The following is a 23,237-nucleotide window of genomic DNA, read 5'->3' as shown; positions in this document are numbered from 1 at the left end:
GAGACGAGCAGCGCGAGGTCGGCCGCGAGCCGGCCTTCGCCGCGGCGCGCGGCATCGACCACCATGCGGGCGAGCCGGGGCGCCAGCGGCAGGGCGCGCAGGCGTCGGCCTTCGTCATTGATCCGGCCGTCGGCTTCGAGCGCGCCGAGGCTCTGCAGCAGTGCCCGCGCCTCGACGAGCGCCGGCTTCGGCGGCGGATCGAGGAAGCTGAGGGTCAGGGGATCGGTGACGCCCCAGGCGGCGCAGTCGAGCAGCAGCGAGGCGAGGTCCGCCGCCAGCATTTCCGGCGCCGCATAGGCCGGGAAGGAACCTTCCTGCGCCTCCTCCCACAGCCGGTAGCAGATGCCCGGCTCGGTGCGGCCGGCGCGGCCGCGGCGCTGGTCGGCAGCGGCGCGCGACACGCGCACCGTCTCAAGCCGCGTCAGGCCGAGATCCGGCTCGAACCGCGGCACCCGGGCAAGACCGGAATCGACGACGATGCGCACGCCCTCGATGGTCAGCGAGGTCTCGGCGATCGAGGTTGCCAGCACCACCTTGCGCCGGCCCGGCGCCGCCGGCTCGACCGCGCGGTCCTGCTCGCGCGGATCGAGCGTGCCGTGCAGCGGCACGATGTCGACGGCGGGGTCGCGGACGCTGGCCGCGAGCAGCTCGCCGACGCGGCGGATTTCGGCCGTGCCGGGCAGGAACACCAGGATGGAGCCGGGCTCCTCGGCAAGCGCCCGGCGGATCACGCGCGCCACCTCGTCCTCCAGACGCAGAGCCGGATCGCGGCCGGCGAAACGGGTCTCGACCGGAAAGGCGCGGCCGGCGCTCTCGACGAGCGGCGCATCGCCGAGAAGCCGGCCGACGCGGGCGCCGTCGAGGGTCGCGGACATGACGAGGATGCGCAGGTCCTCGCGCAGCGCGCCCTGGGCGTCGAGGGCGAGCGCAAGGCCGAGATCGGCATCGAGGCTGCGTTCGTGGAACTCGTCGAACAGCACGGCCGCGACGCCGGTCAGGGCGGGATCGTCGAGGATCATGCGGGTGAAGATGCCCTCGGTGACCACCTCGATGCGGGTGTGGGCCGAAACCTTGGAGCCGAAACGCACGCGCAGGCCGACGGTCGCGCCGACCGGCTCGCCGAGGGTCTTCGCCATCCGATCGGCGACCGCCCGCGCGGCGATGCGGCGGGGCTCCAGCACCAGGATGCGGCCCTCGGCCGCCCAGGCTTCCTCTGCCAGCACCAGCGGCACGCGCGTCGACTTGCCGGCGCCGGGCGGCGCGACCAGCACGGCATTGGGCGCTCCGGCAAGCGCGGCGGTGAGCGCCGGCAGGGCTTCGTCGATCGGAAGGGCGGATGCGGATGGCACGGGCACTGAGGAACCGGCGGGCAGGAGGTCGCGGCAATGGTGCGCCGGGGCGCACCGCAGATCCAGGAGGGGTTCGAACGGGTCAAAGGCGCGTTTACGGTTCCTTCACCGCATCCGCAAGCGCGCCACGGCGCGCCGGCCCGATTCCGCCGGCTAGGCCCCGGCCTTGCGTGGCAGCTTCCCAAGGACGCCCGCCGTTCCAGGCTGGGACACGGCGCCGCCTCACCATCGGAAGGAGTTCCAAGCCGTGACGCGCCGCGAGCGATCCGAACGACAGGCCGAGGAGCGCCGCCCGCGCGGCCCGATCGACGCCCTGGTCGCCCACGACCGCCGCTGTTCCTTCCTGCTCGAGATCCCCGTCCGGAGAACCACCGACAGGCCTCCGCCCAATGGGCCCGTCGTCCGGACGGAGGAGTGACCGCTCCTCGTTCCTCCAGGGTCACTCCAGGGACGGCCCGCGGCCGCCGCCGCGGGCCGTCTGCTTTTTTCGCAGTCGCGCCACCCACAGGGCCGGAGCATGCCTCTTGCGAAGCCGGGGCGCCTGTGGCTATGGTCGCGCCGCCTCGCGCGGGCGTAGTTCAGTGGTAGAACGTCAGCTTCCCAAGCTGAATGTCGTCGGTTCGATCCCGATCGCCCGCTCCAGTCCCCTTCCGATACATCCGATTGCGGCCAGCGCCCGCGACACGCGTCGCGTGCGGCGCGGAGCCGTCCCATATCGGGGCAGGCCGCAACCTGGAGGGACCATGGCGTGCCATTTGGATACACGGCCTGGTCGTTTCGAGCGCGATGATCGACCAGCGGTCGCGCGCCGATAGCCTCGCGCGCGCCGGCCATGCGCCGGGCCCGCCATGTCGCTCAGGCCAGATCGACGTCGGGCACCGTGTTGCGCAGCTCCTCGACCAGGACGCGCGTATTCTCCGAATAGTCGATCGGCACGTCGACGAGGTGGACGCCGCCGCCTCTGAACGCCGCCTCCAGCGTCGGCACGAGATCGGCGGCCGCGGCGACACGCGAGCCCTTGGCGCCGTAGGATTCGGCGTAGCGCACGAAGTCGGGATTGCCGAAGGTCAGGCCGAAATCCGGAAAATTGTCGACCGCCTGCTTCCAGCGGATCATGCCATAGGCGCTGTCGTCGAGGATGAGCACGACCAGGTTGAGCCCGAGCCGGACCGCCGTCTCCATCTCCTGGCTGTTCATCATGAAGCCGCCGTCGCCGCACACCGCCATGACCCGCCGGTCGGGATGCAGCATGGCCGCCATCATCGCCGAGGGCAGTCCGGCGCCCATGGTGGCGAGGGCGTTGTCGAGCAACAGCGTGTTGGCGACATGCGTGCGGTAGTTGCGGGCGAACCAGATCTTGTACATGCCGTTGTCGAGGCAGACGATGCCGTCCTCGGGCATGACCTGCCGGACGTCGTGCACGATGCGCTGCGGCGTGATCGGGAAGCGGTCCTCTGCCGCACGGTCGTTGAGCCGTTCGAGGATCCTGGCGCGCAGCGCGAGCAGGGGCTGGTCCGGCTTCAGGCGTCCGTTGAGGCGATCGGCCAGGAGGGCGACGCTCGCGCCGATATCGCCGACCACCTCGGCATCGGGATGGTAGACCTGCTCGACATTGGCCGAGCTGTAGCCGACATGGATGACCTTCGGCCCGCCGGCATTGCGCATCAGGAAGGGCGGCTTCTCCACCGTGTCGTGGCCGATCGCGACGATCAGGTCGGCCCGGTCCACCGCCTGGTGCACATAGTCGCGTTCGGAGAGCGCCGCGGTCCCCATATAGAGATTGGAGCCGCCGGTGACCGCGCCCTTGCCCATCTGCGTGTTGAAGAAGGGCAGGCCGGTCTTGCGCACGAAGGCCGACAGCGGCTCGACCAGCCGCGGCCGGTTGCCGGCCGCGCCGATCATGACCAACGGCCGTTCGGCGGCAAGGATCATCTCGGCGGCGCGGTCGAGCGCGGCGGCGGTCGCCACCGGCCGGTCGATCGGATGGACCGGGATGAGCGGCGCGTCGGCGACCTCCTCGGCCGCGACGTCCTCGGGCAGTTCGAGATGGACGGGACCCGGCCGCTCCTCGCTGGCGACACGGAAGGCATCGCGCACCATGGTGGGAATGCTGGCGGCGCTGACGATCTGGCGCGTCATCTTGGTCAGCGGCTTCATCGAAGCGACGACGTCGACGATCTGGAACCGCGCCTGCTTGGCGGTCATGATCGCCTTCTGCCCGGTGATCAGGATCATCGGCATGGCGCCGAGATGGGCATAGGCCGCGCCGGTCGAGAAATTGAGCGCGCCGGGGCCGAGCGTCGCGATGCAGACGCCGGGCCTGCCGGTCAGGCGGCCATGAGTCGCGGCCATGAAGGCCGCCGCCTGCTCGTGGCGGGTCAGCACCAGCTTGATGCGCGACTTGCGCAGCGATTCGACGACGTCGAGATTTTCCTCGCCCGGCACGCCGAAGATGCAGTCGACGCCTTCGTTCTCCAGCGCCGCGACCAGAATATCCGAACCCTTCGCCATCGTTCGTCGCCTTTCATGCCGTGCCGGCCCCGTCCAGCATGTGCGGCGCTGGAGCCGCCATGGCAAGGGGCGCGGCGATCACGGCTGGCGGCGGGACGGCCGTCAGCCGGTGCCGAGCCGCTTCTGATAGACGGAGAGCTGGGTAAAGGCGGCGCTGACCAGCGGCGCCTCGAGCCCGGCCGAGCGGGCACGCGCGACGAGATCGCCGAGGATCTGGTCGGCCTCGATCGGGCCGCCGGCCTGCAGATCGCGGAACATCGAGGCGGTAAGCGGCGAGCCGGGCGCCGTCACCTGGCCGCGGGCATGAACGAGGAATTCCGGGCTCGGCGCGACGCCGACCGCGCGCACCACGGTCACCACCTCATCGAAGAAGCGGGCGACGAAGTCGGGCCCGCCGGCCGCCGCCGCGATTTCGCCGACGCTGCCGCGCATCAGGCAGGTGATGCCGCCGAGCGTTGCCAGGAAGGCCCATTTCTCCCACATCTCGCGGGTGATCGCCGGGGACAGCTTGGCGTCGAAACCGGCGCCCGACATGAAGGCGTGCAGCGCTGCCGTGCGCTCGGACGGCTGGCCGTCGCGCTCGCCGTAGACGAGCTCGTGGAACTTCGCGAGCTGGGCGATGCGGCCTTCGGGATCGATGGTCGCGGCGATGCGGCAGACGCCGCCGAGCAGGACCTGCTCGCCGAAGCGCGTCGCGATGACGTCCATGTGGCGCATGCCGTTCAGCACCGGCACGATCATGGTCTGTGGCCCGACGGCCCGGGCGAGATCATCGAGCGCCGGCTCCAGCGCATAGGCCTTCACCGACAGGAGAATGACGTCGTAGGGCCCGGTGATGCGGCCCGCCGTGACCAGATCGGGCTTGAGCACGAGATCGCCATGGGGCGATACGATGGTCAGTCCCTTGGCATCGAGCTCGGCCGCGCGCCTCGGCCGCACCAGGAAGGTCACGTCCCGTCCCGCCGCGGCCAGACGACCGCCGAAATATCCGCCGGTCGCGCCGGCTCCGACCACCAAAAGACGCATCCTGATCTCCTCCCGGCACGCCCCCGCGACAGCGCCCCGACGGTGGGCATCCTGCCGCATCGGGCGCGCCGCGTCGCCTCCTCCCGCGTCAAGCCTCCAGCGCCAGCACCGCAAAGCTCGCGAGCCAGTGCTCGCCCATATAGTCGCCGGCAATATGCGGCAGGCCGGCGCCGAGATGGGCCTCGGCCGCAGCCACGATCACGGCGCGGCGCGGATCGTCAGGAGGCAGGGCGCGGGCGAGCGAGCGCCAGCACCAGGCGCGACTGAGATTCAGCCCGTCGAGATGGGCGATCTTGCCGTCGGTGCGGTCCGAAACCGTGGCCGGCCGGAACAGAGTCGCCGGCCGGCGTTCGGCGATGTCCGGCAGAAAGGCGTCGAACCAGGCGCGGAACTCCGCCGCCGGCAGCAGGCGGCGCATGCATTCGGCCTCGATCAGCGCCGAGGACTGGAAATCGTCGCCGCTCGGCTCGCCCCAGGCCGGACAGGCGACGTCGTCGCCATACCAGCGCCGGCCGGTCGCGACGACGAGGTCGGCAAGGTCCGCATCGCCCGTGGCCCGCGCATAGTCGATCGCCATGGCAAGGCCGAAGGCGGTGTTGAAATGCGTGCCGACACGCACCGGATAGGTGGCGAGCGGGAGGAAGTCGCGGAAGCGCTGGGCAAAGGCCTCGGCGAGCGGGGCGAGCGCCCGTGACCATCTCTGGTCCTTTGCCAGCGTCAGCTCCTCGGCGAGCTTCAGTAGCCAGGCCCAGCCGTAGGGCCGCTTGAAACCGCGCGATTCGGGCGTGGCGAGATAGGCGCATTCGGCCGCCACCTTGTCGGCGACGAACTGGCGGTCGAACAGGGCCGCGATCTCGTCGGCGAGCGCAAGATCCGGGAAGCGGCGCAGGAGGCGGGCCAGCATCCAGTAGCTGTGGACGCAGGAATGCCAGTCGTAGCTGCCGTAGAAGATCGGATGCAGCGCGCGCGGCGTCCGCGCGTCTTCGGGACCGGCCAGGACATGGTCGGGCTTGTTCGGATATTCGCGCCCGACATGGCCGAGCGCGATCGCGGCGAAATGCGCCGCATGGGTGGCGGTGAGGCTCAGTCTCTCCATGGATCAGGTCCTTGCCTTGTCGGTGTCGGGCGCGCACCGCGCCCGTTCCCGCCGGTCGCACAGGATCTGGACGAAACGCGGCAGGATGTAGATCGGCAGCTGGGTGGCCGCGAAGTAGAGCGCGAGCTGCGGGCTGGCGGCGGCGCCGAGCGCCGACCAGACGAGGCCGACATTGCGGTTGCCGAGGACGAGGCCGGCGGTCACGCGCTCGCGGAAGGAGCCCGGCAGGACCAGCGCGCCCATGAGCTGTAGGCCGGCATTGGCCGCAAAGGCGAGCACGAGGCAGAGGACCGCCAGCGCCGGATCGGCGCCGATGGCCGCGCGCATGCCGGCCATGGTGGCGAGCGCGAAGACGATGAGGGCGGTCACGGTGACACCGTCGATCAGGCCGCCCCAGGCGGCGAGGAGACCGGCCGCATGGCGGCGCGCGACGAGGGCGACGGCGGCCGCGCCGCCGACCAGGCCGGCAAGCTTCAAGGCCAGCGCGAGCGGGGCAAGGCTCAATCCGCCGAACCAGGCTGCGGCGAGCGGCACGGTGAGCGGCGCCAGGGCCATGGACACGAGGGTCGCGACCAATGGCACGGTGCCGTTGAGGCCGAGCATGCGCGCGACCGCCGTCGTGCCGCTGGACGGCGGCGCCGCGGCGGCCAGCACCAGGGCGAGCGTCAGATCCGGCCCCAGTCCCGCAAGCATCGCAAGCCCTGCGGCGACGAGCGGCGAGGCGACCATGACGATCAGCGGCAGGACGATCGACGGCATCGGCCGCGTCAGGGCCGCGCCGGCGGCGGCCAGGTCGATCCGGAGCAGGGGGCCGAGCACGATCAGGAAGATCGCGGCCGGCATCAGCGGGCCGGCGGCGTCGGCGAGCGGAGGCACGCCGAGGCCGAGAAACACGCCGAGCGCCAGCAATGTCGGCCCCTTCGGCAAAAAGGCGCGGATCGGCAATGGCGGCTCCTGTGCCATGACAAGCGCCATGCTTCTGCCAGGAGATCGACTATCTTGGAAATCGATTGATGCTATGATCATAATTGACTGCATGAATTTGGCCGCCGTCGACCTCAATCTGCTCGTCGCCTTCGAGGCGCTGATGCTCGAACGCCACGTGACGCGCGCCGGCCGGCGCATCGGGCTCGCGCAGCCCTCGATGAGCAGCGCGCTGACGCGCCTCAGGCTGCTGTTCGACGATCCGCTCTTCGTGCGCAGCGCCGGTGGCATGCAGCCGACGCCGCGCGCCCTGGCGCTGGCGCAGCCGGTGGGCGCGGCGCTCGGCGAAGTTCGCCGCGCGCTGGCCGCCGATGCGCCGTTCGAGCCGGCCACGACCCGCCATCGCTTCACCATCGCGGTGACCGACTATGGCGATCTCGTCGTGGTGCCGGCGCTGGTCGGCCTCATCCGTCGGACCGCGCCCGGCGTCGATCTCGCGGTCAGGCCGATCACCGATGCGCGCGACAGCCTGCAAAAACTCGAGCGCGGCGAGCTCGACGCGCTCATCGGCGGTCATCTGTCGGCCTCGCCGCAGACCATCCGCCGTCAGCTGTTCACCGAACGCTTTGCCTGCATCCGCGCAGCGGGCGCGCGCGGCCGGCTCGACGAACAGCGCTATCTCGCCTCGCCCCATGCCCTGTTCTCGTCGGTCGGTGGCGACGGCACGCCCGGCGCGGTCGATGCCATGCTGGCCGAGCGCGGCCTGAAACGGCGCGTCGCCGTCACCCTGCCGCATGCGGTCGCGGTACCCTTCGCGGTCGCCGGCACCGATCTCGTCGCCACCATGGCCGAGCGGATCGCCCGCCGCTTCGCGCAGGCTGCCGGCGTTTCGCTCGCCGCGCTGCCCTTCCCGCTCGCCCCCTTCGCGGTGGACCTGATCCACGCCCGCCATGCCGCGGCGCCTGCCGCGCTCGCCTGGCTGATCGACCAGATCGTCGCGGCGGCCGCCGGCGCAACGGCTCCCGCCACGTCCTGAGCGGCAGCCGATCAGCCTGCGGGCTGGGCCATGGCGCGCGCGTGCGAGGCGGTCATCAGCGCCTCCCTGATATTGTCGAGGTGGCGCGTCATGGCCGCGCTCGCCTTGCGGGCGTGGCCCGACCGAACCGCCTCGTAGATGGCCTGGTGATCGGCGAACCACATCGGCCGGTAGTCCTCCATGCGCATGTGGACATGGATCTCGCGCCAGATGCGCGACTCGATCTGGCCGCGCCAGAGCTGATCCGACAGGGCGACCAGGGCACCGTTGCCGGTCGCTTCCGCCAACACGACGTGGAAGCGATGATCCGGCCCGTCCGCCTCGCGGCCCTCGGCATGGTCGCGGCGCATCATGGCAAGCGTCTCGGCGAGCTCGGCGATCTTGGCCGGCGAGGCGCGACTGGCCGCGATCGCCGCGACCTGCGGCTCGACCAGGCGCCGCGCCTCCAGATTCTCGAACGGGCCGAAGCCCTCCAGCGCCTGCACCTCAGGCGCCTCGTGGCGGCTGACGACATAGGCGCCGCTGTTGCTGCGCACTTTCAGCATACCTGCCATGGCGAGCGACAGGATCGCCTCGCGGATGGTCGGACGCGAGACGCCGAAGGTGCGGGCGAGATCGCGTTCCGCCGGCAATCTCTGGCCGATTTTGTAGTCGGACTGGACCATGGCGGCGATTTTGCGCGCCACGATCTCGAAACTGCGCGCAGGCACGGAAGGCGGTTCAGGCAGCATGGCAGGTTCGGGCGATCGGGTTGCGGCGTTTGACAAGCTTCATATAGGCGCTCCAATCTGGTCAGGCCAATTTGGTATGACCAAAAAAGAGAGGGCTCGAAGCCCCGCCTTTCTCTCGCGACAGCCGGCGCCGATCGCGGCGCCACGGGGAGCAGGCCGCCATGGCGAAGCTGAAGCCGAATTCCGCGGAAGCGCGCGACGTGCTGTTCCATCTGCACTCGCAGACCAATCCCGATCTGCATGCCGAGGTCGGGCCGCTGATCATGACGCACGGCGAAGGCATCCATGTCTTCGATGCCGGCGGCAAACGCTACGTGGAAGCCATGGCGGGGCTCTGGTGCGCCTCGCTCGGCTTCTCCCACGCCCGCCTCAAGGCGGCGGCCGCGGCCGCCTATGACCGGTTCGGCTACTATCACAGCTTCAACCACAAGACGCCCGACATCGCGATCGACCTTGCCGAGCAGCTCGTGGCGCTCTCGCCGATCCCGGAGGCCCAGGCCTATTTCGCGACCTCCGGTTCGGAAGCCACCGAAACCATGGTCAAGCTCGCCTGGGTCTATCACGCCGCGCGCGGCGAGCCGGGCCGGCGCAAGGTCATCGCCCGCGACCGCGGCTTCCACGGCTCCACCATCGCCGCCGCCTCCATGTGCGGCCTGCCGCGCATGCATCGTGAATTCGGCCTGCCGCTGCCGGGCTTCCTGCACACCCATTGCCCGGATCCCTATCGCGGCATGCGCCCCGGCGAGACCGAAGCGGATTTCGTCAAGCGGCTCGCCGGAGACCTCGAAGCCATGATCCTGGCCGAGGGTCCGGAGACCATCGCGGCCTTCATCGCCGAGCCGATCAATGCCGGCGGCGGCATCGTCGTGCCGCCGAAGGGCTATTTCGCCGCCATGGAAACCGTGCTGCGCCGGCACGGCATCCTGATCCTCGCCGACGAGGTGGTCTGCGGCTTCGGCCGCACCGGCAACTGGTTCGGCTGCCAGACCGTCGGCATGACCCCCGACATGGCGGCGCTCGCCAAGGGCCTGTCCTCGTCCTATTTCCCGATCTCCGCGGTGCTGCTTGGCCGGCCGGTACGCGAGGCCCTCGCCGCGATGAACAGGGCCGGCGAGCTCTTCGGCCACGGCTTCACCAATTCGGCCCATCCGGTTGGCGCCGCGATCGCCCTGGAGACGCTCGCCGTCTACCGCGAGATGGACGTCGTCGCCCATGTGCGGGCCATGGGGGCGCGGCTGAAGGCCGGCCTTCAGGCCATCGCCGCTAGCTCGGCGATCGTCGGCGACGTCCGGGGCGAGGGGCTGATGATCGGTGTCGAGCTGGTGGCCGATCCGGCGAGCCGGACCGCCTTCGCTCCGGGGTTGAAGATCGGCGGGCGCTTCGATGCGACGGCCCTGGAGAACGGCCTGATCATCCGCGCCATGGGCGACACGATCGGCTTCTGCCCGCCGCTGATCATCGACGAGACCGGGGTCGACGCAATCCTCGACCTCACGGCGCGCACGCTCGCGACCGTCGAGGCGACATGCGCCGGCCGGACCGGCCAGGCCGCGGAGTAGCCGCCCGAAGACCCTTCATCGCCACGGGGAGAACGCCGCATGCACCGTCGAGACCTCTTCCGTTCGGCCCTCGGCGCCGGCGCCGCGGCGGCCCTGGCAGGCCGCCTCGCCGGGCCCGCCATCGCCCAGGGCGCGGCGGCGCGCACGCTGCGCTTCGTGCCGCAGGCGGACGCGGCGATCCTCGATCCGATCATCACCACGGGGCTCGTCAACCGCAATCACGGCTTCCTGGTGTTCGACACGCTCTACGGCGTCAACGAACGGCTTGAGACCGAACCGCAGATGGTGGCCGGACACACCGTCGAGAACGACGGCCGGCTCTGGACGATGACGCTCCGCGAGGGCCTGAAGTTCCACGACGACGAACCGGTCCGCGGCCGCGACGTGGTGGCGAGCCTCAGGCGCTGGGCTTCGCGCGATGCCTTCGGCAACTCGCTGTTCACCGTGGTCGACGAGATCAGCGCACCCGACGACCGCACCATCCGCTGGCGCCTGAAAAGCCCGTTCCCGATGCTGCCGGAATCGCTCGGCAAGGTCGGTGCGATCATCGCCTTCATCATGCCGGAGCGCCTTGCCGTCACCGACGGCAACCTGCCGGTGAAGGAGCTCGTCGGCAGTGGCCCGTTCCGCTTCCAGGCCGACCAGCACGTGCCCGGCTCGCGCATCGTCTATACCCGTTTCGACGGCTACGTGCCGCGCCCAGAGGGCACGACCAGCCTGCTCGCCGGGCCGAAGCGGGTGCATTTCGATCGGGTCGAATGGCAGATCATGCCCGATGCGGCGACAGCGGCGGCGGCGCTCCAGCGCGGCGAGATCGACTGGTGGGACCAGCCGATCATGGACCTCCTGCCGCCGTTGAAACGCAACGCCGCGCTGACCGTCGACCTGCTCGACCCGATCGGCAATGTCGGCGTGCTGCGCTTCAACCATACGCTGCCGCCCTTCGACAATCCGGCGATCCGCCGGGCCGTGCTGTCGGCGGTCAGCCAGCGCGAGTTCATGTCGGCGATCGCCGGCGACGACAGGAGCCTCTGGCGCGAGGGCGTCGGCTTCTTCCCGCCGGGCGCCGCCATGGCCAGTGACGAAGGCATGGCGGCGCTGACCGGCCCGCGCGACCTCGCCGCCGCGGCGAAGGCGATCCGCGATGCCGGCTACAGGGGCGAAAAGGTGCTGCTGATGGCGCCCGGCGACTTCCCAGTCATCGGCGCGATGAGCGAGGTGACGGCCGACCTGTTCCGCAAGCTCGGCCTCACCGTCGACTATGTCGTGATGGACTGGGGCTCGATGCTGCGTCGCATGGGCAACCGCGAGCCGCCCGATCGCGGCGGCTACAACGCCTTCTGCACCTATTCCGCCGGCGTCACCCAGCTGAACCCCTCGGCGCACAATTTCCTGCGTGGCTCGGGCGACAAGGCGACCTTCGGCTGGTCGACCAGCCCGAAGCTCGAGGCGCTGCGCGATGCCTGGTTCCTGGCGCCCGATGTCGCGGCCCAGCAGCGGATCGGCCGCGACATGCAGCGCCAGGCCTTCATCGACGTGCCCTACGTGCCGCTCGGCGTATTCCTGCAGCCGACCGCCTACCGCAAGGACCTGACCGGCATCCTCAAGGGCCTGCCGCTGTTCTGGAACGTCCGCCGCGCCTGAAGCCGATCCGCATCGAGGGAAACGTCCATGCTGCCCATCACAGGTTACGTCGACCGCTGGAGCGTTCGCCCCGGCGAGGAGATCGGCTTCAAGATCAGCGTCGTGGGCGGCGGCCGCTACCGGGCGCGCATGGCCCGCGTGCTGTGCGGCGATCCCAACCCGAAGGGGCCGGGCTATCGCGAGATCGCCGTGCCCTGGGCGCTGGAAGGCGAGCACGACGGCATCGAGCAGCCGATCGCGCTCGGATCGTGGGTCGACGTCGCAGCGCTCGATCTCGGCCCGCCGGACGGGCCGATCGCCTTGGCGGCAACGGTCTGGCCAACGCTCCTCGCCGCCGGCCGGCAGGTGGTGCTGAACTGGTCCGGCGCCGCCGGCGCGCTCAGCCTCGGCATCGGCCCGAAAGGCGCCTTCTGCCGGCTCGCCGGACCGGCCGGCATGGTGGAGGTCGAGACCGGCGTCGCGCCGACCGAGCGGGCCTGGCACGACATTGCCTGCCTGGTCGATCCCGCGCGCGGTCTCGTAAGGGTCGGCCAGGCGCCCCGCAAGCCGCGCCTCGACCGCGACGAGCGCAAGACCGCCGAGGCGACAGCCGGCGGAAGGCCGGGCGGCGCCGGCCGGGCCGCCATTGCCGCCGAGCGGCACGACGGCGGGGTGCGGGCCCATTTCAACGGCAAGATCGAGCGGCCGCGGATCCTTGCCGGCACGGCCGATCTGGCCGCGGTTCTGGCCTCGCAGGGCTCCGGCAAGGCACTGGTCGGCGCGCGGCTGGTCGCCGAATGGGATTTTGCCCTGGACATTCCGACCGACACCGCCCGCGACATCGGACCCGGCGGGCATGACGGGCGCTGCGTGAACCTGCCGACCCGCGCCATGACCGGCTCGCGCTGGTCGGGCGCCGTGCATCGCTGGACCGAGGCGCCGGGCGAATGGGCGGCGATCCACTTCCACGACGACGATATCGGCGATGCCGGCTGGGCCACCTCGCTCCGCTTCGTCGTGCCCGACGACTGGAAGAGCGGCGTCTATGCCCTGCATCTCGACAAGGACGGCGCGCGCGACAACATCGTCTTCCACGTGCGCGCCGCCGTGCCGGGTTCGCAGGCGAAGGTCGCGTTCCTCGCACCGACCTTCAGCTACACCGTCTACAGCCAGTATCAGAAGGCCGGTCGGCAGGCGCTGATCACCGAGCGTTCGCGCGCCTGGGGGGCGCTCGCCCAGGCGCCCGACGGCCATCCGGAATACGGCGTCTCGCCCTACAACTTCCATTCCGACGGCAGCGGCGTCGTCATGTCGACCATCCGCCGGCCGCTGATCGACAAGCGGGTCAACCAGATCCACCTGGTCGACCCGAGCCCCGGCGGCTCGGGGCTCTACTGGATCGCCGCAGACAGCTATGTCACCGATCTCCTGAGCCGGCGCAATATCGACTTCGAGGTGATCACCGACCACGACGTACACGCCGAAGGGGTGGAGCTCCTGTCGCAGTACCAGGTGGTGCTGACCGGCCAGCATCCCGAATATCATACGACCGAGACGCTCGATGCGCTCGCCGCCTATTTCGAACGCGGCGGCCGCTTCGTCTATCTCGGCGGCAACGGCTTCTACTGGAAGGTGGTGCCACATGCCGACGGCCCGTGGGCCTTCGAGCTGCGCCGCGCCGAGGGCGGCATCCGCCTGTGGGAAACGCTGCCAGGCGAAAGCTACCACGCCTTCGACGGATCCTATGGCGGGCTCTGGCGGCGCCTCGGCCGGCCGCCACAGGCGCTCGTCGGCATCGGCTTCAGCACGCAGGGCGAATATCTCGGCTTTCCCTATCGCTTTCTCGACGGGATCATGGATCCACGCGTCGCCTTCATGCGCGAGGGCATGGCCGAGACCGCGCTGCCCGGCACGACCTTCGGCGAGCGCGGCCTGATGGGCGGAGGCGCGGCGGGCCACGAGCTCGACCGTGCCGACGAGCGGCTGGGCACGCCGCCGCACGCCATCATCGTCGCCCGCGCGGTGGTCGAGGATCCGACCTATCAGCCGGTCAACGAGGAGCGGCGCGACCATACCTGGCCGGGCAAGCGCGAGGACATCATCCGCTCCGACCTGACCTTCATGGAAACCCCCAATGGCGGCGCGGTCTTCTCGGTCGGCTCGATGAACTTCATCGGCGCCCTGCCGATCGACGGCTATGACAATCCCGTGGCGAAGCTGATCACCAATATCGTCAGGCGCTTCGCCGACCCGACGCCCTTTCCGCCCCCCGTCGCGGCCGAGACCACGGACTGAACCTCTCGACGCGCAGTCCGGGCCGGGCAAGCCACGCCCCGCCCGGCGGAAGGCCGCGGCCGGATCCGGACCGCGGCGTCCACGGCGCGGCGCTCAGGCGGCGAGCACGGCCTCGTCCTCCGCGGCCTCGGAGGCGTCGCGACCGGCCAGCGCATCGGCGAGACGCCCCTCGTCGAGCTCGCCCTCCCAGCGCGCGACGACGATGGTGGCGACCGCATTGCCGACGAAGTTGGTCAGCGCGCGGCATTCCGACATGAACCGGTCGATGCCGAGAATCAGCGCCATGCCGGCCACCGGCACGGCCGGCACGACCGACAGCGTCGCGGCGAGGGTGATGAAGCCGGCGCCGGTAATGCCGGCCGCCCCCTTGGAACTGAGCATGGCCACCAGCAGGAGCAGGATCTGGTCCCAGAGGCTGAGCTGGATGCCGGTCGCCTGGGCGATGAACAGCGCTGCCATGGTCATGTAGATGTTGGTGCCGTCGAGATTGAACGAATAGCCGGTCGGAATGACCAGGCCCACCACCGACTTGCGGCAGCCGGCCCGCTCCATCTTCTCCATCAGGCTCGGCAGCGCCGCCTCCGACGAGCTCGTGCCGAGCACCAGCAGCAGTTCCTCCTTGATGTAGCGGATCAGCGCGACGATCGAGAAGCCGTTGTAGCGGGCGACGAGGCCGAGAATGACGAAGACGAACAGGAACGAGGTCAGGTAGAAGGTGACGATCAGCAGCAGCAGGCTGGCGATCGAACCGACGCCGTACTGGCCGATGGTGAAGGCCATGGCGCCAAAGGCGCCGATCGGCGCGGCCTTCATCAGGATCGCCACCAGCTTGAACATGGCCTGCGACAGCGACTGCAGCACATGCAGCACCGGCTCGCCGCGGTCGCCGACCGCACCGAGGGCGATGCCGAACAGCACCGAGAAGAACAGGACCTGCAGAACGTCGCCGGAGGCGAAGGCGCTGATCGGCGAGGCCGGGATGATGTTCATCAGGAAGGCGACGAGGCTCTGCTCGTGCGCCTTGGCGGTATAGCCGGCGACCGCTTTCGGATCGAGCGTCGCCGGGTCGATATTGAGACCCGAGCCCGGCTGGATGACGTTGGCGACGACGAGGCCGACGATCAGGGCGAGCGTCGAGAAGGTCAGGAAATAGAGCATCGCCTTGCCGGCGACCCGGCCGACCTTTTCCAGATCGCGCATGCCGGCGATGCCGGTCACGACGGTCAGGAAGATGACCGGCGCGATGATCATCTTGACCAGCTTGATGAAGGCATCGCCGAACGGCTTCATCTGCACGCCGAGGCCTGGATAGAAATGTCCGAGCAGAATGCCGACCGTGATGGCCGCCAGAACCTGGACATAGAGATGCTGGTGCAGTTTTTTCGGCGCGGCAGCAGCCTGCGCCTCGATCGCGTGAGCCATCGCGGTGTCCTCGCCTTTCGGGTCGCCGCGCCTCGTCATGGGCGCGTTCGAGCCGTCCTTGGGTTTCGCCAGCCCGGCGTTGCGGACCGGGCGCGATGGCGGTGAGCACGGCGCGTGCCAATTTCGTGGAAACGGATCAGCGCATTGTGAAACAATGGCTTTTCGCACGACGCGGAAATGATCGCCATACATCTTGTGTGGAATTCCGCACACCGTGCTAAGGTCGCGGCGGAAATCCGCACGGAGAAGGCGCCCCTCCGGCAGGTCCGGCGACGGCGTATCGAGGGAACGGCGAGGACCATGACCGGAGCATCGGGCACGGCTCGGCGGTGGCTGACGCGGCGGGCCGCGATCGGCCTCGCGCTCGGCGCCATAGTGCTCGTCGCGCTCGATCTCGTCGCCCGCGAGATCGCCGCGCGCTGGGCCCATGCGAGCGTCCGGGCGGCGGCGGGCGCGGCCGCCGAGCTGCGCGTCGCGGTGCTGCAGAGCGAGATCGAGAAGCATCGTGCCCTGCCGCTGATCCTCGCCGAGGACCGCGACCTGCGCGAGGCGCTCGCCTCGCGCGCGCCGGAGCGGATCGCCGCGCTCAATCCGAAGCTCGAAACACTGAGCGCCAATGCGCGCGTCTCGGTGATCTACCTGCTCGACCGCGACGGCACGACGGTCGCCGCCAGCAACTGGCGCACGCCGACCAGCTTCGTCGGCAACAACTACGCCTTCCGCCCCTATTATCGCCGGGCGATGGATGACGGCGCGGCCGAACACTTCGCCTTCGGCACGGTGAGCCAGCTGCCCGGCCTCTACCTGACCCGGCGGCTCGACGGGCCCGCCGGGGTCATCGGCGTGATCGTGGTCAAGGTCGAGGCGCAGGCGATCGAAGCCGACTGGCGGCGCTTCGCCATGCCGACCTTCGTCACCGACGAGCGCAGCATCGTGCTGATCTCGAGCGAGCCGAACTGGGTGTTCAGGGCGACCCAGCCGATTGCACTCGGCGAAAGGGCGGCGATCCGGGCGAGCCTGCAATTCGGCGACGCATCACTCGAACTGCTGCCGCTCGAACGGGACGCAGGCGCCGACGGCGGCCTGGTCGCGACGCGGCTCTCGGGTGAGGCGGGCGACCGGCGCTTCGTCGACCACGACGTGCCGGTGCCGACCACCCGCTGGCGGCTGCACGTGCTGGCCCCGGTCGAGCCGACGCTGCGCCTCGCGACCACGGCAGCCGAGGCGGTCGCCCTGTTCGGCGGGTCGCTCGGGCTCGGTGCGATCGGCCTCTGGCGCTTCAGTCGCCGCCGGCGCGCCCGGGCGCAGCTCCGCCAGGAAGAGGTGCGGCGCGAGCTGGAGGCGCGGGTCAGCGAGCGCACGGCCGAGCTCGAGGCGGTCAATGACCGGCTCATCGCCGAGATCGACGAGCGCAAGCGGACGCAGGCCGCGCTCGACGACCTTCAGGACGAATTGGTGCAGGCGAGCAAGCTCGCCGTCCTCGGCCAGATCTCGGCCAGCGTCGCCCACGAGATCAACCAGCCGGTCGCGGCCATCAGGACCTTCGCCGACAATGCCCGCGAACTGATCCAGCGCAACGAGCCGGCAACCGCCGACGGCAATCTCGCCACCATCGCCAGCCTGACCGACCGGATCGGCTCGATCACCGGCGAGCTCAGGGCCTTCGCGCGCAAGGCACCCGCCAGGGTCGAGGCGGTGCCGGTGAAGACCGTGGTCGACGGCGCCCTCCTGCTGGTCGGCCATCGGCTGCGCCTGCAGGCGATCGATCTCGATGTCGACATCGCAGAACCGGGGCTGAGCGTCACGGCCGACCGGATCCGGCTCGAACAGGTGCTGGTCAATCTCCTGCAGAACGCGCTGGAGGCGCTCGCCGGCCGCGACGACGGGCGGATCCACATCGCCGGCCGGCGCGTCGGCGACGGCGTCGCGATCGACATCGCCGACAACGGGCCGGGCCTGCCGCCGGCCGTGATGGACCATCTGTTCATGCCCTTCACCACCACCAAGCCGCAGGGCCTCGGCCTCGGCCTCGTCATCTCCAACGACATCATCACCGAGACCGGCGGCACGCTCGCCGTTGCGAACCGCGGCGGCGCGCATTTCACCATCACCTTGCCGAGGGCTTCCTGATGGACGTCGCCTTCATCGACGACGACGAGACGCTGCGTGCGGCCAATGTCCAGTCGCTCGTGCTGGCGGGCCTCGCGGTCACGCCCTATCCGTCCGCGGTCGCGGCGCTGGACGAGCTGGACGCCGATTTTCCGGGCGTGGTGGTCAGCGACATCCGCATGCCGCGGGTCGATGGCCTCGAGCTGTTCCGGCGCCTCAAGCGGCTCGATCCGGACCTGCCGGTCATCCTGATCACCGGCCATGGCGACATCGCCATGGCGGTCGATGCCATGCGTGAGGGCGCCTATGACTTCGTCGCCAAGCCCTTCGCGGTCGACCGGCTGATCGGCAGCATCCGCCATGCGCTCGAAAAGCGCCGGCTGGTGCTGGAGAACCGCGCCCTGCGGCGGGCGGCGGAGACGGCGAGCGAGGACCTGCCGCTGATCGGCACGACGCCGGTCATGGAGCGCCTGCGGCAGACCCTGCACCAGGTGGCCGACGCCGACGTCGACGTGCTGGTGGAAGGCGAGACCGGCGCCGGCAAGGACGTGGTGGCGAACGCCCTGCACCGCTGGAGCCATCGTGCCGCCCGGCCCTTCGTCGCGGTCAATTGCGGCGCTCTGCCGGAAACCGTGATCGAAAGCGAACTGTTCGGCCACGAGCCCGGCGCCTTCACCGGCGCCCAGCGGAAGCGGGTCGGCCGGTTCGAACATGCCCATGGCGGCACGCTGTTCCTCGACGAGATCGAGGCGATGTCACCGGCCCTGCAGGTGAAGCTCCTGCGCGTGCTGGAGGCGCGCGAGATCACGCCGCTCGGCACCAACGAGGTCCGGCGCGTCGATGTCCGCATGGTCGCGGCGACCAAGACGGATCTGCCCAGCCTGGTGCGGCAGGGCACGTTCCGCGAGGACCTCTATTATCGCCTGCATGTCGTCGCGGTGCGCGTGCCGCCGCTGCGCGAGCGGCGCGAGGACGTGCCGCTCCTGTTCGGCCATTTTCTCGCACGGGCGGCGAAGCGCTTCCGCCGCGAGCCGCCGCCGCTCAATGCGACGGTGCGGATGCGGCTCGAACAGCATGACTGGCCGGGCAATGTCCGCGAGCTCGTGCACTATGCCGAGCGCGTGGCGCTCGGCCTCGACGGCGGCGAGGCTCAGCCCGCAGCGCCGGGCCCGGCGCCGCAGGGAACCCTGCCCGAGCGCGTCGACGCCTATGAGGCGAGCCTCATCCGCGAGGCGCTGGCGGCGGCCCAGGGCGACGTCCGCAGCGCGATTGCCGCCCTCGGCCTGCCGCGCAAGACCTTCTACGACAAGCTCCGGCGTCACGGCATCGACCAGACCCGGTACCGCCCGGCCTGACGCGGATCCAGCTCAGGCGGCGCCCGCGCGCCCCGCCCATGCCCTTTCGCGCTCCTGCTCGACCTGGCGCACCCGCTCGATCAGGAACTCGGAAAAGGCGCGGATCTTGCCAGGCACGAACTGGCGGTTCTGATAGGCGATGTTCATGGTCAGCGGCGGCAACTGCCAGTCCTCCAGGACCACCTTCAGCCGGCCGCTCGCTATGTCGTCGTGCACGATATACATCGGCTGGATCAGGATGCCGTGGCCGGCGATCGCCGCGACGCGGATGATCTGGCCGTCATTGGTATCCAGCACGCTCGAGATCCGCACCTTGCGGGAGGCCTGCTCGCGCCTGAGATGCAGCATGTAGGGCTCGTTGGCGAGGTTGTAGACGAGCATGTCGTGGGCTGCGAGATCCTCGGGCGTCCGCGGCACGCCGCGCCGGGCGAGGTAGTCGGGACTTGCCGCCAGCACGCGCCGGGTGGTGCAGAGCCGGCGCACGACGATGCCGGAATCCGGCTCGTGCTCGCGGGTGCGCACCGCGACGTCGATGCCGGCCTCGATGAAGTCGAGATAGCGGTTGGCCACCACGACCTGCACGGCGAGCTTCGGATAGAGCGCGCGGAAAGCCGGCAGGACCGGCGCCAGATAGATCAGGGAGAAGGACAAGGAGGAGGTGACGCGCAGCAGGCCCGCCGGCGACGACGAGCGGGCGGTGACGGCCGCCTCCGCCTCGCCGAGGCCGGAGAGCAGCGAGGTGCACCGCTCGTAGAATTCCTCGCCGGCATCGGTCAGCCACTGGCGGCGCGTGTTGCGCTCGATCAGCCGGGCACCGAGACGCTCCTCCAGAGCGCGCAGATAGCGGCTGGCGGCGGCATTGGACATGCCGAGCAGGTCCGCGGCCTTCGACAGGCTGTTCAGCTCGGCGGTGCGGACGAAGAGCTCGACCTGCTTGAGGCGATCCATCAGAATTCCACCAGCTGGAAAAGAGTCTTCCGAATTAGCTTCTTTTCTTCCGTTTCATGCAAGCCAATAGTCCTCGTCAGAACAGGAAACGGCGGGCATCATGACCGGACCGATCAGACATATCGTCATGTGGCGACTCAGGGCGGACACGCCGGAGGAGCGGATCGCCGCCCGCCGCAAGGTGAAGGACGCCTTCGAAGGCCTGATCGGCCGGATCGAGGGGCTGACGCATATCGAGGTCGGCGTCGACATCTCCAATGTCGACTATGCCTGCGACGTTGTGCTGGTCTCCGAATTTGCGGATGCGGCCGGTCTTGAACGCTATGCCAGCCACCCCGAACATCTCAGGGTCCGGCAGGAACTCGGCGATCTCCGGATCGCCCGCCACCAGGTGGACTATGTCGCGGACAGGGCCCGATCGGCCTGACGGCCTCGCCTCCGCTGTACACCGGCCTCGACGGCCCAAGGGCGAAAACGCCCGTCCAGAACTGATCACGGCTCCGGTCGAGACGCGGAGCCGCGGGACGAGGAGACGAAGCCATGGTCGGCCCATTCGTTTATGGGGCCCTGCCGGCGCGGGTCGTGTTCGGAAGCGGAACCCTCGCCACGCTGCCGCGGGAGCTCGAAAGGCTCGGCCGAAGCCGGGCGCTGGTCCTGACCACCCCACAGCAGTCCGGGGAAGGCGAACGGCTGGCCGGCCTCATCGGCCGGGCCGCAGCCGGCGTCCATGCCGGCGCCGTGATGCACACGCCGGTCGAGGCGACCGAGGCGGCGGTCGCGGCGCTCTCCGCTTCGGGCGCGGATTGCGTCGTGGCGCTCGGCGGCGGCTCCACGATAGGCCTCGGCAAGGCGCTCGCGCTGCGCACCGGCATCGACCAGATCGCCATCCCGACCACCTATGCCGGCTCGGAAATGACACCGATCCTCGGCGAGACCCGGGACGGGGTGAAGACCACCCAGCGCAGCCTCGCCGTGCTGCCCGAGACGGTCATCTACGACGTCGACCTGACCCTCACCCTGCCGGCCGGGCTGAGCGGCACTTCCGGCATCAATGCCATCGCCCATGCGGTGGAGGCGCTCTATGCCGAGGACCGCAATCCCGTGACCTCGCTGATGGCCGAGGAGGCCATCCGGGCCCTCGGGCGGGCCCTGCCGCGCATCGCGGCCGAGCCGGCCGACCGCGCGGCGCGCGCCGATGCGCTCTACGGCGCCTGGCTCGCCGGCTCCTGCCTCGGCACGGTCGGCATGGCGCTGCATCACAAGCTCTGCCACACGCTCGGCGGCTCGTTCGACCTGCCCCATGCCGAAACCCACACGGTGATCCTGCCGCATGCGCTGGCCTATAACCGGTCCGCCGCGGCCGAGGCGACCGCACGGGCGGCGCGGGCGCTCGGCACCGCCGATGCGCCGCGCGGCCTGTTCGACCTCGCCGGTGCCGTCGGCGCCCGCCGCTCGCTGCGCGAGCTCGGCATGGCCGAAGCCGATATCGACCGGGCTGCCGACCTTGCCGTGCGCAATCCCTACTGGAACCCGCGGCCGATCGAACGCGACGCCGTCCGCGCCCTCATCGCCCGGGCCTGGGCCGGCGCGCCGCCGGCGGAGGCCGCGGCGTGACCCGCCGGGTCCTGATCCGCGGCGGCACCATCGTCTCGATGGAGCCGGCGATCGGCGAGCTCGTCCGCGGCGACCTGCTGGTCGAGGGCGAGCGGATCGCCGCGATCGCCCCGTCGATCCCGGCCGATGACGCCGAGATCGTCGACGCGACCGACCGCATCGTCGTTCCCGGCTTCGTCAACGCGCATCAGCACACCTGGCAGACCGCGCTGCGCGGCATCGCCGCCAACTGGACCCTGCCGGAATATTTCGCCTGGGTGCATCGCGGCCTGGCGACCCGGTTCCGGCCCGACGACATCCATGTCGCGACGCTCGCCGGCGCCCTCGGCCAGATCGATGCCGGCGCGACCACCCTGGTCGACTGGTGCCACAACAATCCGACGCCCGAGCATACCGACGCGGCCATCGACGCCCTGGTCGAGAGCGGCATCCGCGCCGCCTTCTTCCACGGCTCGCCGAAGCCGGACCCGAAGCCGGGCGAGCCGCATTTTTCCGAAGTGCCGCATCCGCGCGGCGAGATCGAGCGGCTGGCCCGCGGCCGGATCGGCGGCCGCGACGGGCGTGTGACGCTCGGCATGGCCATTCTCGGCCCGCATTATGCGACGCTGGAGGTGACCCGTGCCGACCTCGCGCTGGCGCGCGAGTTCGGCCTCGTCGCCTCGCTGCACCAGGGCGGCGGCCCGGCGCGCAGCCCCGGCGGCTGGCACCGGCTGATCGGCGAGGGGCTGGTCGGTCCCGGGCTCAACATCGTCCATGGCAACGATCTCGACGATGCGCTGCTGGACAGGCTGGTCGCCGCCGGCACCTCGTTCACCGTCACGCCGGAGAACGAGATGGCCCAGGGCCACGGCGTGCCGATCACCGGCCGCCTCATCGCCCGCGGCACGGCTCCCTCGCTCGGCGTCGACATCGAAAGCGTCGTCTCGGCCGATCTCTTCACCGTCGCGCGCATGGCGCTCGCAGGGCAGCGCCTGATCGACAATGTCGCGGGCCGGCGGGCGACCGGTGCGATCCCGCCGACCGCGACCGTCACGACGCGCGCCGCGCTCGGCTGGCTGACCATCGAGGGTGCGCGCATGCTCGGCCTCGACCACCGCATCGGCTCGCTCAGCCCCGGCAAGCAGGCCGATCTCGTGCTGCTCGACGCCAGCCGGCTCAACCTCTTTCCGGTCCACGATCCGATCGCGAGCGTGGTGATGCAGGCCGGCATCGCCAATGTCGAGAGCGTGATGATCGGCGGGCGCTTCGCCAAGCGCGACGGCCGGCTGATCCGGACCGATCTTGCCGGCCTGAAGGCCCGTCTCAAGGCCTCCGGCCAGCGCATTCTGGGCGAGCTCGGCCTCGCCGCCGCAGCATAGGACGATCGCAGATGGCACGGATCGCATTCATTGGACTGGGCAAGCTCGGACTGCCGATGGCCGTGCGGCTGGCCGCGGCCGGCCATCGGGTCGCCGGCTCCGACCGCGCGCCGGAGCGCAACGCGCTCGCCGCGGCGCGCGGGATAGAGGCCGGCGCGGATCCGGCCGTCGCTCTCGCCGGCGCCGATATCGTCTTCACCTCGCTGCCCGACGACGAGGCTCTCAGGGGAGCGCTCGGCCCCGGCGGCACGCTGCTTGCCGGGCTGCCGGCAGGCGCGATC

Annotated in this window: 18 protein-coding genes and 1 tRNA gene; 11 read left to right on the top strand and 8 right to left on the bottom strand. The window is 70.4% G+C overall.

Going from position 1 to position 23,237, the window contains the following annotated elements; genetic code table 11:
• The coding region (gene hrpB / locus OZ671_RS29725; protein ID WP_268864068.1) for an ATP-dependent helicase HrpB at window positions 1-1,355 on the bottom strand (1,355 nt) is incomplete at its 3' end.
• A gap of 561 nt (window positions 1,356-1,916) precedes the next feature.
• On the opposite strand from hrpB, the gene OZ671_RS29720 reads away from it, so the two are divergent.
• A tRNA-Gly gene (locus tag OZ671_RS29720) sits at window positions 1,917-1,991 on the top strand.
• A gap of 213 nt (window positions 1,992-2,204) precedes the next feature.
• Here the strand turns inward: OZ671_RS29720 and OZ671_RS29715 are convergent.
• The 4 genes from OZ671_RS29715 to OZ671_RS29700 form a co-directional block, all read right to left on the bottom strand.
• Window positions 2,205-3,860: an acetolactate synthase large subunit gene (locus OZ671_RS29715; protein ID WP_268864067.1), complete on the bottom strand. Its 1,656-nt coding sequence runs from the start codon at window positions 3,858-3,860 to the stop codon at window positions 2,205-2,207.
• A gap of 102 nt (window positions 3,861-3,962) precedes the next feature.
• Complete coding sequence (panE, locus tag OZ671_RS29710) at window positions 3,963-4,886, bottom strand: 2-dehydropantoate 2-reductase (RefSeq protein ID WP_268864066.1); 924 nt, start codon at window positions 4,884-4,886, stop codon at window positions 3,963-3,965.
• 88 nt (window positions 4,887-4,974) lie between these two features.
• On the bottom strand, window positions 4,975-5,982 hold the full coding sequence (locus OZ671_RS29705) for a DUF2891 domain-containing protein (protein WP_268864065.1): 1,008 nt from the start codon (window positions 5,980-5,982) through the stop codon (window positions 4,975-4,977).
• A gap of 3 nt (window positions 5,983-5,985) precedes the next feature.
• Window positions 5,986-6,945: a hypothetical protein gene (locus OZ671_RS29700; RefSeq protein ID WP_268864064.1), complete on the bottom strand. Its 960-nt coding sequence runs from the start codon at window positions 6,943-6,945 to the stop codon at window positions 5,986-5,988.
• A gap of 73 nt (window positions 6,946-7,018) precedes the next feature.
• Between OZ671_RS29700 and OZ671_RS29695 the strand changes: the two genes are divergently transcribed.
• Complete coding sequence (locus OZ671_RS29695; protein ID WP_268864063.1) at window positions 7,019-7,942, top strand: LysR family transcriptional regulator; 924 nt, start codon at window positions 7,019-7,021, stop codon at window positions 7,940-7,942.
• An 11-nt stretch (window positions 7,943-7,953) separates the two neighbouring features.
• Here OZ671_RS29695 and OZ671_RS29690 read toward each other — a convergent pair whose 3' ends face one another.
• Window positions 7,954-8,673: a FadR/GntR family transcriptional regulator gene (locus OZ671_RS29690; RefSeq protein WP_268864062.1), complete on the bottom strand. Its 720-nt coding sequence runs from the start codon at window positions 8,671-8,673 to the stop codon at window positions 7,954-7,956.
• Window positions 8,674-8,834: 161 nt separating this feature from the next.
• Between OZ671_RS29690 and OZ671_RS29685 the strand changes: the two genes are divergently transcribed.
• The 3 genes from OZ671_RS29685 to OZ671_RS29675 are packed head-to-tail and all read left to right on the top strand — an operon-like array spanning window position 8,835 to window position 14,150.
• Window positions 8,835-10,232 carry an aminotransferase gene (locus tag OZ671_RS29685; RefSeq protein ID WP_268864061.1) on the top strand — a complete coding sequence of 466 codons (1,398 nt, stop codon included), beginning with the start codon at window positions 8,835-8,837 and terminating at the stop codon, window positions 10,230-10,232.
• A gap of 39 nt (window positions 10,233-10,271) precedes the next feature.
• Complete coding sequence (locus tag OZ671_RS29680; protein ID WP_268864060.1) at window positions 10,272-11,876, top strand: ABC transporter substrate-binding protein; 1,605 nt, start codon at window positions 10,272-10,274, stop codon at window positions 11,874-11,876.
• A 27-nt stretch (window positions 11,877-11,903) separates the two neighbouring features.
• Window positions 11,904-14,150 carry a N,N-dimethylformamidase beta subunit family domain-containing protein gene (locus OZ671_RS29675; protein WP_268864059.1) on the top strand — a complete coding sequence of 749 codons (2,247 nt, stop codon included), beginning with the start codon at window positions 11,904-11,906 and terminating at the stop codon, window positions 14,148-14,150.
• 93 nt (window positions 14,151-14,243) lie between these two features.
• On the opposite strand, the gene OZ671_RS29670 is transcribed toward OZ671_RS29675, so the two are convergent.
• Window positions 14,244-15,572, bottom strand: a complete 1,329-nt coding sequence (locus OZ671_RS29670) for a dicarboxylate/amino acid:cation symporter (RefSeq protein ID WP_268864058.1) — start codon at window positions 15,570-15,572, stop codon at window positions 14,244-14,246.
• A 300-nt stretch (window positions 15,573-15,872) separates the two neighbouring features.
• Here OZ671_RS29670 and OZ671_RS29665 point away from each other — a divergent pair, with 300 nt between their 5' ends.
• Together OZ671_RS29665 and OZ671_RS29660 are read left to right on the top strand one after the other, a co-directional pair.
• Window positions 15,873-17,702: a sensor histidine kinase gene (locus tag OZ671_RS29665; RefSeq protein WP_268864057.1), complete on the top strand. Its 1,830-nt coding sequence runs from the start codon at window positions 15,873-15,875 to the stop codon at window positions 17,700-17,702.
• The gene (locus tag OZ671_RS29660; RefSeq protein WP_103168053.1) at window positions 17,702-19,036 is read left to right on the top strand and encodes a sigma-54-dependent transcriptional regulator; all 1,335 of its coding nucleotides are present in this window, start codon (window positions 17,702-17,704) and stop codon (window positions 19,034-19,036) included. The genes OZ671_RS29665 and OZ671_RS29660 overlap by 1 nt, the downstream gene beginning before the upstream one ends.
• 12 nt (window positions 19,037-19,048) lie before the next feature.
• Here OZ671_RS29660 and OZ671_RS29655 read toward each other — a convergent pair whose 3' ends face one another.
• Window positions 19,049-19,984: a LysR family transcriptional regulator gene (locus OZ671_RS29655; protein WP_038302008.1), complete on the bottom strand. Its 936-nt coding sequence runs from the start codon at window positions 19,982-19,984 to the stop codon at window positions 19,049-19,051.
• Window positions 19,985-20,084: 100 nt separating this feature from the next.
• Between OZ671_RS29655 and OZ671_RS29650 the strand changes: the two genes are divergently transcribed.
• The 4 genes from OZ671_RS29650 to OZ671_RS29635 form a co-directional block, all read left to right on the top strand.
• Window positions 20,085-20,411 (top strand): Dabb family protein, encoded by a 327-nt coding sequence (locus tag OZ671_RS29650; RefSeq protein WP_268864056.1) that lies wholly within the window; start codon window positions 20,085-20,087, stop codon window positions 20,409-20,411.
• Between the two features lie 113 nt (window positions 20,412-20,524).
• Window positions 20,525-21,598: a maleylacetate reductase gene (locus OZ671_RS29645; protein ID WP_268864055.1), complete on the top strand. Its 1,074-nt coding sequence runs from the start codon at window positions 20,525-20,527 to the stop codon at window positions 21,596-21,598.
• Window positions 21,595-22,956 (top strand): amidohydrolase family protein, encoded by a 1,362-nt coding sequence (locus OZ671_RS29640; RefSeq protein WP_268864054.1) that lies wholly within the window; start codon window positions 21,595-21,597, stop codon window positions 22,954-22,956. The genes OZ671_RS29645 and OZ671_RS29640 overlap by 4 nt, the downstream gene beginning before the upstream one ends.
• Window positions 22,957-22,967: 11 nt before the next feature.
• Window positions 22,968-23,237 (top strand): NAD(P)-binding domain-containing protein (locus OZ671_RS29635; protein WP_268864053.1); only part of this gene is annotated, 270 nt, incomplete at its 3' end.

This window comes from Phreatobacter sp. AB_2022a (assembly GCF_026847585.1).
Taxonomy (GTDB): Bacteria; Pseudomonadota; Alphaproteobacteria; order Rhizobiales; family Phreatobacteraceae; genus Phreatobacter.
The sequence above is the reverse complement of the archived record's forward strand: the minus strand, read 5'-3'. Positions and strand labels throughout refer to the sequence as shown.

Excerpts from the sequence above, each read along its gene's own strand:
- OZ671_RS29715 (WP_268864067.1), bottom strand. The coding sequence starts at position 3,860 with ATGGCGAAGGGTTCGGATATTCTGGTCGCGGCGCTGGAGAACGAAGGC.
- panE (WP_268864066.1), bottom strand. The coding sequence starts at position 4,886 with ATGCGTCTTTTGGTGGTCGGAGCCGGCGCGACCGGCGGATATTTCGGC.
- OZ671_RS29705 (WP_268864065.1), bottom strand. The coding sequence starts at position 5,982 with ATGGAGAGACTGAGCCTCACCGCCACCCATGCGGCGCATTTCGCCGCG.
- OZ671_RS29700 (WP_268864064.1), bottom strand. The coding sequence starts at position 6,945 with ATGGCACAGGAGCCGCCATTGCCGATCCGCGCCTTTTTGCCGAAGGGG.
- OZ671_RS29695 (WP_268864063.1), top strand. The coding sequence starts at position 7,019 with ATGAATTTGGCCGCCGTCGACCTCAATCTGCTCGTCGCCTTCGAGGCG.
- OZ671_RS29690 (WP_268864062.1), bottom strand. The coding sequence starts at position 8,673 with ATGCTGCCTGAACCGCCTTCCGTGCCTGCGCGCAGTTTCGAGATCGTG.
- OZ671_RS29685 (WP_268864061.1), top strand. The coding sequence starts at position 8,835 with ATGGCGAAGCTGAAGCCGAATTCCGCGGAAGCGCGCGACGTGCTGTTC.
- OZ671_RS29680 (WP_268864060.1), top strand. The coding sequence starts at position 10,272 with ATGCACCGTCGAGACCTCTTCCGTTCGGCCCTCGGCGCCGGCGCCGCG.
- OZ671_RS29675 (WP_268864059.1), top strand. The coding sequence starts at position 11,904 with ATGCTGCCCATCACAGGTTACGTCGACCGCTGGAGCGTTCGCCCCGGC.
- OZ671_RS29670 (WP_268864058.1), bottom strand. The coding sequence starts at position 15,572 with ATGGCTCACGCGATCGAGGCGCAGGCTGCTGCCGCGCCGAAAAAACTG.
- OZ671_RS29665 (WP_268864057.1), top strand. The coding sequence starts at position 15,873 with ATGACCGGAGCATCGGGCACGGCTCGGCGGTGGCTGACGCGGCGGGCC.
- OZ671_RS29660 (WP_103168053.1), top strand. The coding sequence starts at position 17,702 with ATGGACGTCGCCTTCATCGACGACGACGAGACGCTGCGTGCGGCCAAT.
- OZ671_RS29655 (WP_038302008.1), bottom strand. The coding sequence starts at position 19,984 with ATGGATCGCCTCAAGCAGGTCGAGCTCTTCGTCCGCACCGCCGAGCTG.
- OZ671_RS29650 (WP_268864056.1), top strand. The coding sequence starts at position 20,085 with ATGACCGGACCGATCAGACATATCGTCATGTGGCGACTCAGGGCGGAC.
- OZ671_RS29645 (WP_268864055.1), top strand. The coding sequence starts at position 20,525 with ATGGTCGGCCCATTCGTTTATGGGGCCCTGCCGGCGCGGGTCGTGTTC.